Consider the following 13368-nt stretch of genomic DNA (forward strand, 5'->3'; position numbering starts at 1 on the left):
GTTTTATAGGCTTTGATAGCCGACGATGACAGTTTCCGGTATAGGTTTCGTTAATGATGCCCCGGCGCGCTGGCGATCCCACGAGGTCTGCATCATTTTGTGCCATTTTCTTAAAAATGCGTCATTGCCGGCTGCGCCGAGGCTTTGCCCCGCTGTGATGAACATCCTATGATGATCAAAACAAGCCACGTTCAGGGGTCACGTCATGCCGATCGACCACATCGAGCCTAGTACGCCGAGCGACAGCAAACTGAGCTATGTCCATGGCGTCAGTCCAATCCCGCTGCTCGGCGAGACGATCGGTGCCGCTCTTCACCGCGCGGCGGCAAGCGCGGGAGCGCGGCTCGCCTTGATCAGCCGCCATCAGAATATTCGCCTCACCTACGCTGAGCTCGACGCCGAGGTCAGCCGTGTCGCCGCCGGCTTGCTGGCGCTCGGCCTCTCACGCGGCGATCGCATCGGCATCTGGTCGCCGAACAATGCCGAGTGGCTGCTCACCCAATATGCCGCGGCGCGCGCCGGCCTCATTCTCGTCACCCTCAATCCCGCCTATCGGGTGAGCGAACTGGAATACGCCCTCAACCTCTCTGGCTGCGCCGCGATCGTGCTCGCGCGGACCTTCAAAACTTCCGATTACGAGGCGATGTTGCGGGGCCTGGTGCCAAATCTCACCGATCCCGAGGGCCGGGTTGAGAGCGCGCGTCTGCCGCACCTCAAGCGCGCCATTCTGATCGGCGAGACCGAGGTTTCGGGCTTTCTCCCCTTCGCTGCCATCGCGCGCGCGGCAACCGCGGAGTCGGAAGCGGCGCTGGCCGCGATCGCGCCCTCGCTGCAATTTGACGACCCGATCAATATTCAGTTCACCTCCGGCACCACCGGATTCCCCAAGGGGGCAACGCTCACCCATCACAATATCCTCAATAATGGCTTTTTCGTCGGCGAGGCGATCCATCTCGGCCCCGATGATCTCGTCTGCGCGCCGGTGCCGCTCTATCATTGTTTCGGCATGGTGATGGCCAATCTCGCTTGCCTCACCCATTTTGCAACAGTGGTTTACCCGAGCGCCGGCTTCGATCCGCTGGCGGTCCTCGAAACCGTCGCCGCCGAGCGCTGCACGGCGCTTTATGGCGTGCCGACGATGTTCATCGCCGAACTCGATCATCCCAATTTCGCGCGCTTCGATCTCTCCTCGCTGCGCACCGGCATCATGGCTGGCTCGCCCTGTCCGATCGCGGTCATGCGGCGGGTGATGGAGCGGATGAACATGCGCGAGATCACCATCGCCTATGGCATGACCGAAACCAGCCCCGTGAGCTTCCAGAGCGCGACCGATGATCCTGTCGAAAAGCGGGTGGCGACGGTGGGGCGCATTCAGCCGCATCTCGAGGTGAAAATCATCGATGGCGAAGGACGCATCGTGCCGCGCGGCACCCCGGGCGAACTCTGCACGCGCGGCTATTCGGTGATGCTCGGCTATTGGAACGATGCCGAAAAAACCGCCGAGGTGATCGACGCCGCCGGCTGGATGCATACCGGCGATCTCGCCACCATCGACGCGGACGGCTATGGCGCCATCGTCGGGCGGATCAAGGATCTCGTCATCCGCGGCGGCGAAAACATTTATCCCCGAGAAATCGAGGAATTTCTTTATCGCCATCCGAAAGTGCAATCTGCGCAGGTGGTCGGGCTTCCCGATCCCAAATACGGCGAGGAACTCTGCGCCTGGATCCGCCTCAATGACGGCGAAAGCGCGACCGAGGAGGAAATCCGCGAATTCTGCCGCGGCCAGATCGCGCACCAGAAAATTCCCCGCTATATCCGCTTTGTCGATGATTTCCCTATGACGGTCACGGGAAAAATCCAGAAGTTCATCATCCGCGAGAAAATGATCGCCGAGCTTGGCCTCGCCGGCCACGATGATGACGCGGCGCATGGCCGATAGCGCGGCAGGAAGGCCTACCCAGGCCCGCCGGCGCGGGCGCAACGGTGGGCCGGTCGTTCGTCGCATCGGCGTGCCGCACGAGTCTTGGCGCGATGTCTATCATTTCCTGCTCACTCGCTCGTGGGGCGCGTTCTTTGGCATCGTGATCGCGCTCTATCTCGCGCTCAATCTGATCTTCGCGCTGCTTTACGCGCTGCAGCCGGGAAGCGTCGCCGGGGCCAGGCCGGGATCGGTGCTCGATGATTTCTTCTTTTCGGTCGAGACGATGGCGACGATCGGCTATGGCGTGATGCATCCGGCGACGCTCTATGCTCATTGGCTCGTCACCTTTGAGGCCCTGCTCGGCATTCTGTTCGTCCCGCTCGCGACCGGGCTCATCATCGCCAAGTTCACCCTCCCCACGGCGCGAGTCCTCTTCAGCCGCAACCTGGTGATCAACCCGGTCGATGGCGTCCCGACCTTGATGTTCCGGATCGCCAATATCCGCGCGAATCAAATCGTCGAGGCGCATGTCAATCTGACGCTCGCGCGGACCGTGACGACGCGGGAAGGGGCGCGGTTCCGCCGGCTGTTCGATCTCACCTTGCAGCGTCACACCAATCCGCAATTCGCGCTCAGTTGGACGGTGATGCACCCGATCGGCCCGGAAAGCCCCTGCGCTGGTTTGACCGAGGCCGCCTGGCGGGACGATGACATCATCATCCTCGCCGTCGTTACCGGTCTTGACGCCACCACCTCGATGACGGTGCATGCGCGCCATGTCTATCACGGCGCGGACGTCCTCTCCTGCCATCAGTTCGAGGATATTTTGAGCTGGCACGAGGCCGGCGAGGTGCATGTCGATTATCGCCGCTTTCATGCCACGCGCGCCGTCACGGCGGCGGCAAGCTGAGAGAGGCTCACGCGGTGGAGAATTTCTCCAAAAGGCCGGAGAGCGACGGGCCCAGCCGCTGCAATTCCTGCTGATGGATGCGGGCGAGGCCGGCGAGCAGCGCCTCGGCCTTGCCCGTCAACCGGATCAGAACACGCCGCCGGTCCGCCCGATCGGCGAAGCGCGTGATCAATCCCGCCTGCTCCAGCCGATCAACGAGTTCGACCGCGCTATGGTGGCGGACATGCAGCCGCGCCGCGAGGGCACCGATGGCCATCGCCTGACCCTCGGGAAATCCCTTGATCTGCAAAAGCGCCTGATGCTGGCGCGGGGTGAGCCCTGCGGCGCGCGCCGCGACCTCGCTGAATTCGACGAAACCATGCAGCAGAAAACGAAATTCCGCGAGCGCCGCGTAATCCACTGACGTGCCGTGATCGGGTGGCATCGCGAAATCGGACGACGCGCCATCCGATTTCGTCCGCTCGGGAGGAGGCGCGCCCCACAGGCCGGCAGCGGCCGCGAACGCGGCCCGCGCCGGCCGACGCCGCTCGCCAAAACTCTTATCGAAATCGTCCACGCCGCTTTGCCTCCAGACCAACCCGCAATCACAGACCCGTGATAGCAGCCTCTGTGGTCGGATGCAACGCTTTCGGAATGACCGCGGCCGGCCGGCGCGTCCCCTCGCGATGGCCGACCGTCGATTGCTGGTGCCGTAAAATCGCTGCACAGTATTTTGGTCCAAGCGCTGCCCATCCGGGCCGGCGCGTGAAAATCAGGAGGGAAAAAGATGCCGCCTATCACCCGTAAAACCGCCCTTTTCCTGCTCGCTCTCTTGGCGACACTCGCCGGCGGCGCCCGCGCGCAAGCCCCGCTCCCCGCCGGCGTCCCCGAACAAATGCCCTTCGATCTCCCCTACGGCACGTCGATCACCCTTGCCGAAGCCAAGACGCTTGCCGCGGCGGCGGAGGCCGAGGCCGCGCGCCATCACTGGAAAATGGCGATCTCGGTGGTCGGGCCGGAAGGCAAGCTGATCTATTTCGAGCGCATGGACGACACCCAACAGGCCTCGATCGCGGTCTCCGAGCACAAGGCCCGCACCGCCGCCTTGTACCGCCGCGCGACCAAAATTTTCCAGGACGCCGCCGATGGCGGCCACCCTTATGTGCTCTCGCTCGACGACGCGATCGCGGTGGAAGGCGGCTTTCCGCTGGTCCGCGACGGCAAGCTGATCGGCGCCATCGGTTGCTCGGGCGGGATGTCGGTGCAGGATGGTGTCACCTGCAAGGCTGGCCTCGCCGCTCTCAAATAGCCGCGCGGCGGCCCCTGACGCCGCTCCCGACGCGCGGGTCGCGTTCGCGCGCCGGGATGGCGGCATGGCGTGCGCGACGTTGGCGCGCGAACGGACTTGACAGGCGGCGAGCCGAATGAAAAAATTTTCAGCGTAAGGAAAATTTTTCATGGCGGTCTCGCCTGCCGATGGCGGGGTCTCGTGGCTCGGGCCGCCATGCCGGGAAACGTTCAACGCCGATGGCAACAGCACCTACCGAGAGCCCCGACGCCGATCAGGAAGACGCGCTCGCGACGCGCGCCGCCTGGCTCTATTATGCCGGTGGCATGACCCAGTCCGAGGTCGCCGCCGCCCTCATGGTTGCGCCAGCGAAAGCGCATCGGCTGGTGGCACGGGCGAGCCGGCTCGGGTCGGTGCGTGTCTTCGTCGAAGGGCCGATTGCCGGCTGCATGCAGCAGGAGCGGCATTTGATACGGGAATTCGGCCTGCGCTTTTGCCGGGTCGTGCCGACACTCGCGCCGGCGGCGCTGCCGCTACGCGCGCTCGGCATCGCCATGGCCGGGGTCTTGCTGAATGAACTCGAGGCCGGGCACCATCGCGTCATCGGGGTTGGCCACGGCCGCACCCTCGCCGCCGCCATCGATCACCTGCCGCGCCTTTCGCGTCCTGATCTTCGTTTCGTTTCGCTGCTCGGCGGCGTGCCGCGGCAGACGAGCGCCACCCCTTTTGATGTGATCTTGCGGCTCGCCGAAAAAGCCGGTGCCGAAGCCTATCTTCTGCCGGTACCGTTTTTCGCCAATTCCGCCGCCGATCGCGCGGTGCTGCTTGGCCAGCGCGGGGTCGCGCAAGCCATGGCGATGGCGCGCGAGGCAACGCTCTATCTCGTCGGGATCGGCGATGTTGCGGGCGAGCAGAGTTTTTTACCCCAGACCGGCATCGTTTCCGCGGCCGAAGCGGCGGTGTTGCAAGCGCGCGGGGCGGTTGGCGAAGTCCTCGGCCGCTATCTCGATGCCACCGGCCGGGAAATCGATACTGATCTCCATGAACGGGTGATCGCCTTGCCGCTCGATGCGATGGCGGGGCGGGAGGTGCTCGGGGTCGCCGGCGGCGCCAGCAAAGTCGCGGCGTTGCGGGCCGTGCTCGCGCGCCAGGTGCTGAGCGGCTTGATCACCGATGAGCTGACAGCGCGGCAGCTCCTCGAGCCGACGCGACCGCGCCAACAAACCAACGGGAGTGACACATGCACGAGAAAGCGCAAGACCTCGCGCGCGCCTTCGTCGCCGGCCGGATCGGTCGGCGTGACCTGATCCGGCGCTTGGCCGCGCTCGGCGTTGCCCTCGGCACCGCCGAGAGCCTGCTCAATGCGACCGCGACCGGCGCGCTCGCGGCGGATTTCGATTGGAAGAAGCACAAGGGAACGCAGCTCCGGCTGCTGCTCAACAAGCACCCTTACGCCGATGCAATGATTGCCGATCTCGCCAATTTCAAGACGCTCACCGGCATGGAGGTGACTTACGACATTTTCCCCGAAGATGTCTATTTCGACAAAGTAACCGCCGCACTCTCCTCGCGCTCGACGCAATATGACGTGTTCATGACCGGCGCCTACCAGACCTGGCAATATGGTCCGGCGGGCTGGCTCGTCGACTTCAATGAGTATCTCAAGGACCCGGCGAAGACCGCGGCGACCTATGATTGGGACGACATCCTCCCCAATCTGCGCGCCTCGACCGCGTGGTCGGGCAAGCCTGGCGCTGAACTCGGCGGGCCGGGGGCGCATCAATGGGCTATTCCCTGGGGCTTCGAACTCAATAACCTCTCTTACAATCAGACGATTTTCGACAAGCTCAAGCTGAGCCCGCCACGCAACATGGAAGAGCTGATGGCGTCTGCTGCTAAGATCACCAAGGATGCGGGCGGACCCTATGGCATCGGTGTGCGCGGCAGCCGCTCTTGGGCGACGATCCATCCCGGCTTCCTCTCCGCCTACACGAATTACGGCCAACGCGACTTCACGATGACGGGTGGCAAGCTCAAGGCGGCGATGAACACGCCCGAATCGAAGGCTTTCCATAAGCTCTGGGTGCAGATGATCCAGGACTCGGGCCCGAAGAATTGGGCGACCTATACCTGGTATCAGGTCGGCACCGATCTCGGCGCCGGCGCTTCCGGGATGATCTATGACGCCGACATTCTCGGCTATTTCATGAACGGCGGCGACAATCGCGAGCGCGGCCATCTCGCTTATGCGCCGTTCGCCGCCAATCCCGCCGCCTCGGGGCCGACCTCCAATGTCTGGATTTGGTCGCTCGCGATGTCGAATTTTTCAAAACAGAAAGATGCCGGCTGGACCTTCATCCAATGGGCCTCTGGCACCGACCATCTCCTGTTCGGTGCGCGCAAGAACGACGTCGTCAATCCCGTGCGCAACAGCGTCTGGCGCGATGCCGACTTCAAGGAGCGGATCGCCAAATCCTATCCCGGCTATCTCAATCAATACGAAAAGACCGCGCCGGACGCGAAAATTTATTTCACGCCGCAGCCGCTATTTTTCAATCTCACTACCGAATGGGCGGCATCGTTGCAACGCATGGTCGCGCGTGAGGTGAGCGTCGATGAGGGTCTCGACAAGCTCGCCGAAAGCGTGAACCGCCAGTTGCATCAAGCCGGCATCGGCTAACGAAAGGGGTGGGGAAGCGGCGCGCCGCTTCCCCGCTTTTGTCATGTCAGAGGCATCCCGATCCACCCTTGCCGCGCCAATCCGCCGGCGGCTCCTGCCGCGAGTGCTGCCTTATGCCTTGAGCCTGCCCGCACTTTTGGTTTGTATCGGCATTCTCTTGCCGTTTTTCACCGCCGCCTATTACAGCTTGCAGCGCTACAATCTCGCCATGCCGGGTGCGCGCGAGTTCGTCTGGTTCGGCCAATATCTCGATATGCTGAGCGATCCCGATTTCTGGGTGACGGTGCGAGTCTCGGCGGTCTACGCGGTGGCGACGGTCGGCCTCGAATTGCTGCTCGGGCTTGGCATCGCGCTGCTGCTTCGTGAGCGCACGCGCTTTAACAATTTCGTCTCGGTAGCACTTTTGCTGCCGCTGATGACTGCCCCGGCGCTCGCGTCCTTGATGTGGAAGCTGATGACCAACCCCAATTTCGGGGTTCTGAGCTGGCTCGTCGCCAAAGCCGGCGCCCATGATTTTCGCTGGGCCTCGGCGCCTGGCAGCGCGATGTTCACCGTGGTTCTCGTCGATATCTGGGTCTATACGCCGTTTATGATGGTTTTGCTGCTGGCCGGCCTGCGCAGCCTGCCCAAGCAGCCATTCGAAGCGGCGATGCTCGATGGCGTGCCGTCCTACTTCGTCTTCTTCCGGATCACGCTGCCGATGCTCGCCCCTTACATCGTTACCGCGACGCTGTTTCGCCTTCTCGATTCGATCCAGCAATTCGACATCGTTTACGCGATGACCCAGGGCGGACCCGGCGATTCCCTGATGCTGTTTCAGATTCGCGCCTATCTCGATTTCTTCCAATACACCAATGTCGGAACCTCGGCGGCGCTGATGATCGTGCTCTGGGCGGTCACCTACGCCTTGTCCAATGTCTTCATCAAGCAATGGCTCAAGCTTCGGGAGCGCACCCATGGCACTGTCTAGGATCTTGCGCGCCTTCGCGATCACCCTCGTGCTGGTCTTTTTCCTCTTCCCGATCGTCTGGATCCTGTTGATGTCGTTTCAGACCAACGAAGAGATCCTGCATCTGCCGCCGAGCCTCGTGTTTCATCCAACCCTCGCCAATTACGCAGCGCTGATCTCGGGGCATCTGCAAACCGCTGCCGGGCTGCTCGACATCACGTTCCTCCATAATCTCTGGAACTCGGTTCTGCTCTCCAGCGTCTCGGTGTTGCTTGCCTTGTTGCTCGGCGTGCCGGCGGCCTATGCGTTTGCGCGTTTCCGCTTTCGTCTCGGCGAAGATATCGCCTTCACCATGCTCTCGTTCCGCTTCGCGCCGCCGCTTCTGGTGCTGCTGCCGCTGGCGCTCTATTTTCAGGATCTCGGCCTCAACGACACCTATCTCGGGCTGATCTGGGTTTATCAGCTGATTTGCCTGCCGCTCATTCTCTGGATCGTGCGCGGCTATTTCGAGGATGCGAGCCCGGATATCGAATATGCCTATCGCGTCGACGGCCATTCCTGGTGGCGGGCTTTCACCCGCATCGCGATCCCGCTGGCTGGGCCCGGGATCGCGGCGGCGGGTTTGCTCGCTTTCATCTTCGCGTGGAACAATTTCGTCTTCGCGCTGATCCTCGCGTCGGCCGACAAGCAGCCGGTGACGGTCGGCGCGCTCGCCTTCGTCACCGCCTCTGGCATCCAATATGGCCAGATCGCGGCGGCGATCGTCCTCTCCATCCTGCCCACCCTGGCGCTCGCGCTCTATGCCCAGCGCTGGCTGGTTGAGGGGCTTTCGCTCGGGGCGGTCAAGGGATGAGCGGTCTTGCGATCAGCGGGGTCGCAGCGCGGTTCGGCCGCAACGAAGTCTTGCGCGGGGTCGATCTTGCGGTCGCGCCCGGCGAAACGCTGGTGCTGTTCGGCCCGTCCGGCGCCGGCAAAACCGTGTTGCTCCGCGCCATTGCCGGATTGGAGCCAGGGGCGAGGGGGATCATCCGGATCGACGGGCGCGACGTCTCAGGTCTCGGCCCGGAGGCGCGCAGTCTCGGCATGGCGTTCCAGAATTTCGCGCTTTATCCGCATATGACGGCCTATGAGAACATTGCGAGCCCGCTTCACGCGCGCGGGCTTGCGCCGGCCGAGATCGCGCGCCGCGTCCGCGCCGTCGCCGAGCTTCTGCGCATCGACCACGTGCTCAGCCATCCGCCGCGGGCCCTCTCCAACGGCCAGAAGCAGCGCACCGCGCTCGCCCGTGCCTTGGTCGGCGAGCCGCGGGGATTGCTGCTCGATGACCCGCTGCGCAATGTCGATGCCAAGCTGCGCTATGAGATGCGGCTGGAATTGCCGCGGCTTTTGCGCCAGCGCGCGGCGGCGACGATCTATGTCACCCAGGATTACCGCGAGGCGATGGCGCTTGGCGACCGGGTGGCGGTGTTGCTCGGCGGCGTGATCGCGCAATGCGCGCCGCCGGAGCTGGTCTATGACCAGCCGAGCCATGTCGCGGTGGCGCGGCTGTTTGGTGACCCACCGATGAACCTCTTGGCGTGCCGGCCGGAAGCCGATGCCGGTGGATTGCGCGTCGACATCGCCGGCCTGCGGCTCGCGCTCGATGCCGCGCCGGCGGCGGCGGGAAAGCCGTGCCTCCTCGGCCTGCGCCCGGAAAGCCTCACCCTTGCCCGCGAGGGTACCGGCGCCACCGCCGAGGTGGTCGCGGTGACCCCGCTTCATGAACGCATGGTCGTGCTGCTCCGGGCCGCCGGGGATGAGGAGGTCGTCGCGAGTGTCGCCGGCGGGGTGGCGCCGGCGCCGGGCCAAACCGTGGTGTTTTCCGCCGATGCGGCCATGGCGTCGCTGTTCGATGCCGGCTCCGGCGAGCGCATCGCGCGCCGCCGGGCGGTTGCGGAGAAAGCGGCATGAGCCTGCTGCTTGCCGGCCTCAGCAAGCGTTACGGCTACGGCGCAAGCGCGGTGGAGGCGGTGCGGGCGCTCGATCTCGCCGTCGCCGAGGGCGAGATCGTCGCTTTGCTCGGCTCCTCGGGCTGCGGCAAGACCTCCTGCTTGCGCATGATCGCTGGTTTCGAGACGGTGACGGACGGCAGCATCACTCTCGCCGGCCGGCGGATCGAGCGCCTGCCGCCGGCTGCACGCGGCGTTGCGATGGCGTTCGAGGGCTATGCGCTCTATCCGCCGCTCAGTGTCGCCGAGAATATCGGCTTTGGCCTCGCGCGCCGGCGGAGCCGGGCGGAAGCCGCCCGCATGGTGCGCGACATCGCCGCTCTGCTCGAAATCGAGGATATTCTCGACCGCCGTCCGGGCGGCCTCTCGGGCGGCCAGCAACAGCGCGCGAGCCTCGCCCGCGCGCTTGCCCGCGATGCCGATCTGCATCTCCTCGATGAGCCGATGGGCCAGCTCGAGCCGCAACTGCGCGCGGTGTTGCGCGGGCGGGTGAAGGCGCTGATCAAGCAGCGCGGCTATACCGCATTGCTGGTCACCCATGATCAGACCGAGGCCAATGCCATGGCCGACCGGATCGCGGTCATGGAAAGCGGCGAATTGCAGCAATTTGGCACGCCGGAGGCGCTGCGCGAACGGCCGGCCAATCTCTTTGTTGCGACTTTCCTCGGCGAGCCGCCGATGAATGTGCTCGCGGCCGAACCCGCCGGCGATGGCGTCCGCCTCGGCGGCGCGGCCGGGATCACGATCGTAACGCCGGGGATCACGCTGCCCGCCGGTGATATTGCGCTCGGCGTGCGGCCGCACCGGCTGCGGCTGGGCGAAGGCCCGCTGCGCGGCACCGTCGCCTCCAATCAGTGGCTTGGCGATCAGGCGCACGTGGTCATCGACTTTGCCGGCCATCTGCTCGTCGCCGTCGCCGATCGGCGGGTGCCGGCGCGCATGGGCGAGGCCATCGCCTTCGGCTTCGCGCCGCGCGACGTCCATCTCTTCGATCGCGCGAGCGGGGCGGCGCTCGTCCAGGGGCTCGCGGCGCCGTGACGGACCGTGCCAGCGGCTCACGCGGGGCGCGGCTACTCCTCGCCCTCGATTCCGGCACCTCGGTGGTCAAGGCGGTGGCGTTCGACGCTGATGGCGAGCAAATCGCCGCCCGCGCCCGGCCCAACCGCCTCAGCCATCGCGCCGATGGCGGTGTCGAACAGGACATGGCGCGGAGCTGGAGGGATGCCGTCGCGGTGCTGGCCGAGCTGGTCGCCGCCCTGCCGCCCGGCCGCGAGATCGCCGCGCTCGCGGTGACCGGCCAGGGCGATGGCACCTGGCTCGCCGATGCCGATGGCGCGCCGGTCGCGCCGGCCTGGCTGTGGCTCGATGCGCGCGCCGCCTCGCTCGTCGCCGCCTTGCGCGAAACCGAGGCCGCGCGCCGGGCGTTCGCCCATACCGGCAGCGGGCTCAACGCGTGTCAGCAATCGGCCCAACTGCTTTGGCTCGCCCGCCACCAGCCGGAGATTCTGGCCCGCAGCGCGACCGCCTTTCATTGCAAGGACTGGCTCTATTTCAACCTCACCGGCGTGCGCGCCGCCGACCCTTCGGAAGCCTGCTTCACGTTCGGCGACTGGCGCACGCGCGCGTATGCCGAGGCGGTGCTGGAGGCGCTGGCGCTGACCGAATGCCGCCGCCTGCTCCCGCCGATCGTCGATGGCACGCGGCAATGGCATCGGCTGGCGCCGGCGGCGGCGCGCGCGATCGGCCTTCCCGCTGGTCTGCCGGTCGTGCTCGGCTATGTCGATGTCGTCTGCGCGGCCCTCGGCGGCGGCCTCTATGGCGCGGGCGAGGCCGGCGTTTCGATCCTCGGCAGCACCGGGATGCATCTTCGCCTCGCGCTGCGGCCCGCAGACGTCCGGCCGAACCCGGCGATGACCGGCTATTGCATGGTTTTTCCGGTGCCCGGCGCGGTGATGCAGGCCGAGAGCAACATGGCGGCGACCCTCAATATCGACTGGCTGGCACGGCTGGTGGGCGAGGCCGCTGCCCTCGCCGGGGCGCCGCCCCCCGATCTTCCCGCCCGCCTCGGCCAGGCTGCGGCGGCGGCGCGGCCGGGGGCGATGCTGTTTCACCCCTTCATCTCGACCGCCGGCGAGCGCGGTCCGTTCACCGACCCGGCGGCGCGCGCCGCCCTCTTCGGCTTTGACCAGCGCGCCGGGATCGCGGAACTCGCGCGTGCCGTGTTCGAGGGCTTGGGCTTCGCCGCGCGCGATTGTTACGCGGCGATGGGCGACCTGCCGCCCGAGATCCGCATCACCGGCGGGGCCGCGAAATCGCCGCTGATGCGGGCGATCCTCGCCGCCTGCCTCGCCCGCCCGGTGCGGGTGATCGCGCAGCCCGAAGCGGGGGCGGCCGGGGCGGCGATGATTGCGGCGCTCTCGGTTGGTCTCTATCCCAGCCTTGACGCCTGTGCGGCACGCTGGATCACGCCGCGGCTCGGCCCCATCGAGCCGGCCGATGGCGACCTCGCCGCGCTCTATGCGCGCCTCTATCCGCTCTATCGCGACGCCTACCGCGCGCTCCAGCCGACCTGGCAGCGTCTCGCCACCATACGAGAAGGGAAAACCGATGCGTGAGATCGCGATCATCGGCGATCATTTCATGCGCCCTGACGCTTTCGCAACGGCCCTCCGCGCCGCTTGCGGGGATGACGGACTGACGCTCAGATGTCACACGCTCCCCTGGCCCGATGAGCCGATGGAGCATGGCTATGCGAGCCCAGGGCTGGAAGGGCTCAAAGAGTATCAAGGCGACCCCGAGGCGATCATCGCGTTCGTCGGCCAGGCGGAGATGTTGGTCACCCATCTCGCGCCGGTTTCCGCCGGCATGCTGGCGCGGCTCCCTGATCTTCGCATGATCGCGGTTTCGCGCGGTGGGGCGGTGAACATCGATATGGCGGCGGCGCGCGCGCGTGGCGTGCGGGTGGTCAACACGCCGGGGCGCAATGCCGGCGCCGTCGCGGAGTTCACCATCGGCGCCATCCTCGCCGAAACCCGCCTCATCCGCCAGGGCCACGAAGCCTTACGCAATGGGGTCTGGCGCGGCGATCTCTACCGCGCTGACCGCACCGGGCGGGAGCTTTCGGAAATGACCGTCGGCGTCGTCGGCTATGGCCGGATCGGCAGACGCGTCGTCCGCTTACTCAAGCCGTTCGGTTGCCGCATCCTGGTCGCCGATCCTTATGTCCAGCTCGCCGCTGCCGATCATCATGACGGCGTCGAACAGGTCTCGCTCGATAATCTCCTCCGCCAGTCCGATGTCGTGACCCTGCATGCCCGCGTCACCGCCGAGACCACCGGCTTCATCGGGGCGGCGCAGTTGGCTGCGATGAAGCCCGGCGCCCTTCTGGTGAACACCGCGCGCGGGCCGCTGGTCGATTACGATGCGCTTTATGAGGCCCTGGTCGCGGGCCGGCTCGGTGGCGCGATGCTGGACACCTTCGCGATCGAACCCGCCCCGCCGGATTGGCCCTTGCTGCGTCTCCCCAACGTCACCCTGACGCCGCACATCGCCGGCGCCTCGGTGAAAACCATCACGATCGCCGCCGACGCCATCGCCGAGGAGGTTCGCCGCTATCTCGCCGGCGAGCCGCCGCTCAATCCCTGCTAGAG

12 protein-coding genes are annotated in these 13368 nt (G+C 65.8%); 11 read left to right on the forward strand and 1 reads right to left on the reverse strand.

Annotation, left to right across the window (positions count from 1 at the left end):
- Positions 1-205: 205 nt before the first annotated feature.
- Both ACP5M5_RS09015 and ACP5M5_RS09020 read left to right on the forward strand, forming a co-directional pair.
- Positions 206-1942: an AMP-binding protein gene (locus tag ACP5M5_RS09015; RefSeq protein WP_427936793.1), complete on the forward strand. Its 1737-nt coding sequence runs from the start codon at positions 206-208 to the stop codon at positions 1940-1942.
- A complete protein-coding gene (locus ACP5M5_RS09020; RefSeq protein ID WP_427936794.1) occupies positions 1932-2834 on the forward strand; it encodes an ion channel in 903 nt (300 codons plus the stop codon). The genes ACP5M5_RS09015 and ACP5M5_RS09020 overlap by 11 nt, the downstream gene beginning before the upstream one ends.
- Before the next feature lie 7 nt (positions 2835-2841).
- Here ACP5M5_RS09020 and ACP5M5_RS09025 read toward each other — a convergent pair whose 3' ends face one another.
- On the reverse strand, positions 2842-3390 hold the full coding sequence (locus tag ACP5M5_RS09025) for a MarR family winged helix-turn-helix transcriptional regulator (RefSeq protein ID WP_427936795.1): 549 nt from the start codon (positions 3388-3390) through the stop codon (positions 2842-2844).
- A gap of 210 nt (positions 3391-3600) precedes the next feature.
- Here ACP5M5_RS09025 and ACP5M5_RS09030 point away from each other — a divergent pair, with 210 nt between their 5' ends.
- The 9 genes from ACP5M5_RS09030 to ACP5M5_RS09070 all read left to right on the forward strand — a co-directional run bounded on the left by ACP5M5_RS09030 (position 3601) and on the right by ACP5M5_RS09070 (position 13366).
- Positions 3601-4122 (forward strand): GlcG/HbpS family heme-binding protein, encoded by a 522-nt coding sequence (locus tag ACP5M5_RS09030; protein WP_427936796.1) that lies wholly within the window; start codon positions 3601-3603, stop codon positions 4120-4122.
- Positions 4123-4340: 218 nt separating this feature from the next.
- Positions 4341-5408: a sugar-binding transcriptional regulator gene (locus ACP5M5_RS09035; RefSeq protein ID WP_427936797.1), complete on the forward strand. Its 1068-nt coding sequence runs from the start codon at positions 4341-4343 to the stop codon at positions 5406-5408.
- The gene (locus ACP5M5_RS09040; protein ID WP_427936798.1) at positions 5342-6781 is read left to right on the forward strand and encodes an ABC transporter substrate-binding protein; all 1440 of its coding nucleotides are present in this window, start codon (positions 5342-5344) and stop codon (positions 6779-6781) included. Before ACP5M5_RS09035 ends, ACP5M5_RS09040 begins: the two co-directional genes overlap by 67 nt.
- A gap of 43 nt (positions 6782-6824) precedes the next feature.
- Positions 6825-7751 carry a carbohydrate ABC transporter permease gene (locus ACP5M5_RS09045; protein WP_427936799.1) on the forward strand — a complete coding sequence of 309 codons (927 nt, stop codon included), beginning with the start codon at positions 6825-6827 and terminating at the stop codon, positions 7749-7751.
- Positions 7738-8583: a carbohydrate ABC transporter permease gene (locus tag ACP5M5_RS09050; RefSeq protein ID WP_114912836.1), complete on the forward strand. Its 846-nt coding sequence runs from the start codon at positions 7738-7740 to the stop codon at positions 8581-8583. Before ACP5M5_RS09045 ends, ACP5M5_RS09050 begins: the two co-directional genes overlap by 14 nt.
- Positions 8580-9680: an ABC transporter ATP-binding protein gene (locus tag ACP5M5_RS09055; protein ID WP_427936800.1), complete on the forward strand. Its 1101-nt coding sequence runs from the start codon at positions 8580-8582 to the stop codon at positions 9678-9680. The genes ACP5M5_RS09050 and ACP5M5_RS09055 overlap by 4 nt, the downstream gene beginning before the upstream one ends.
- Positions 9677-10756, forward strand: coding sequence for an ABC transporter ATP-binding protein (locus ACP5M5_RS09060; protein ID WP_427936801.1), 1080 nt, complete (start codon positions 9677-9679; stop codon positions 10754-10756). The genes ACP5M5_RS09055 and ACP5M5_RS09060 overlap by 4 nt, the downstream gene beginning before the upstream one ends.
- Positions 10753-12333, forward strand: a complete 1581-nt coding sequence (locus tag ACP5M5_RS09065; protein WP_427936802.1) for an FGGY family carbohydrate kinase — start codon at positions 10753-10755, stop codon at positions 12331-12333. The genes ACP5M5_RS09060 and ACP5M5_RS09065 overlap by 4 nt, the downstream gene beginning before the upstream one ends.
- Positions 12326-13366: a 2-hydroxyacid dehydrogenase gene (locus ACP5M5_RS09070; protein WP_427936803.1), complete on the forward strand. Its 1041-nt coding sequence runs from the start codon at positions 12326-12328 to the stop codon at positions 13364-13366. Before ACP5M5_RS09065 ends, ACP5M5_RS09070 begins: the two co-directional genes overlap by 8 nt.
- The last annotated feature ends 2 nt before the right edge of the window (positions 13367-13368 follow it).

Origin of the sequence: Acidibrevibacterium sp., from assembly GCF_049965395.1 — a bacterium.
Lineage (GTDB): Bacteria > Pseudomonadota > Alphaproteobacteria > Acetobacterales > Acetobacteraceae > Acidibrevibacterium > Acidibrevibacterium fodinaquatile.